At 64.3% G+C, this 1,175-nt stretch carries 2 protein-coding genes; both read right to left on the bottom strand.

The window, feature by feature from the left end:
• Positions 1 to 391: biotin transporter BioY (locus tag EN935_RS36885; protein WP_164771726.1), on the bottom strand; the 391-nt coding region annotated here is incomplete at its 3' end.
• A 106-nt stretch (positions 392 to 497) separates the two neighbouring features.
• The gene (locus EN935_RS36880) at positions 498 to 1,166 is read right to left on the bottom strand and encodes a GntR family transcriptional regulator (protein WP_127265197.1); all 669 of its coding nucleotides are present in this window, start codon (positions 1,164 to 1,166) and stop codon (positions 498 to 500) included.
• Positions 1,167 to 1,175: the final 9 nt, after the last annotated feature.

The following is a 1,175-nucleotide window of genomic DNA, read 5'->3' as shown; positions in this document are numbered from 1 at the left end:
CCACCCGGTTGCCTTTCCAGCCGCGTTCGGCCAGCCAACCGACCAGGGCGCCGACAAGCGGGAAGGCGAAGAGATAGCCACCCGTCGGCCCGACGAAATACGACGCGCCCCCTACCCCTCCCGACAGGACCGGCAAGCCGATGGCCCCTTCGACCAGCCAGGCGACGATGGTGACGGCGCCAAGCCGCCAGCCATAGAGCGCGCCGATCAGGGTCACCGCAAAGGTCTGCATGTTTACCGGGACCGGCACCATCGGCACCTCGATGTAGGACGCCAGCGCCAGGAACAGGGTGCCAAGCACGACGGCTCCAACCTGCCAGGCAAGAGAACGATCCTGAAGCCGGAGCGGGCTGAACGACGGCTTGCTGGGTGAGAATGCGACGTCTGTCATTGGGATTCCTCGATCGATTGCAAATTATAGATAATTTCTGTTTTCGATCTATTATCGAATCCACACTTCCCCGGAGATTGCAAGCCCTGGCTTTGGCGGAGGTCGTCTAACCTACGATGGCGAAGGCTTCTCGCGTGGTTCCGGAAGCCGTCCTGACCGGCTTGCGGCCAATCCATTGGACGTGCCGTCCCAGCGTCACTGCGGCCGATTCGGTGTTTCCCTGCCGCAAGGCGGCGAGGATCGCGCGATGGTCCTGATCGGTGCGCGTCTCCCACTCCGAACGCCATGCCGCGAACAGGAAACGGGCGCTTGCGGCATGCAGATCGTCAATGGTGGCGAGCAGGCGCGGCATGCCGCATGGCGCGAGGATCAAGCGGTGGAAGGCGCGATTGGCTTCCTCCCACGACCGGACATCGCGGGACTTGTCGCCGGCCTTGGTCGCCTCCTCGGCGAGATTGAGAATGGCCGATGTCAGGTGTGGCGCGGCGTGGCGCAGCGCCAGCACTTCGAGTGCCGCCCGCATCTCGGCGACTTCCTTGACCTCGCCCAGATCGAAAGACGCCACTCGCACGCCTCGGCGCGGCTCACCGATGGCCAGCCCTTGCGCCTCGAGACGGCGGAAGGCTTCGCGCACCGGGACATGGCTGGTGTGGAATTCCTCGGCGATATGATCCTGCCGAAGCCTGGCCCCCGGCTCGATCGCGCCCGAGATGATGCGGTCCGCCAGCACCTTGCTGATGCGCACCGCGATGGTGTCGTCCGTGCCCTTTGCCATGTTTTATAG

Origin of the sequence: Mesorhizobium sp. M7D.F.Ca.US.004.03.1.1, assembly GCF_003998635.1 — a bacterium.
Taxonomy (GTDB): Bacteria; Pseudomonadota; Alphaproteobacteria; order Rhizobiales; family Rhizobiaceae; genus Mesorhizobium; species Mesorhizobium loti.
The sequence above is the reverse complement of the archived record's forward strand: the minus strand, read 5'-3'. Positions and strand labels throughout refer to the sequence as shown.

Coding starts and splice junctions, on each gene's coding strand:
- EN935_RS36880 (WP_127265197.1), bottom strand. CDS start 1,166: ATGGCAAAGGGCACGGACGACACCATCGCGGTGCGCATCAGCAAGGTG.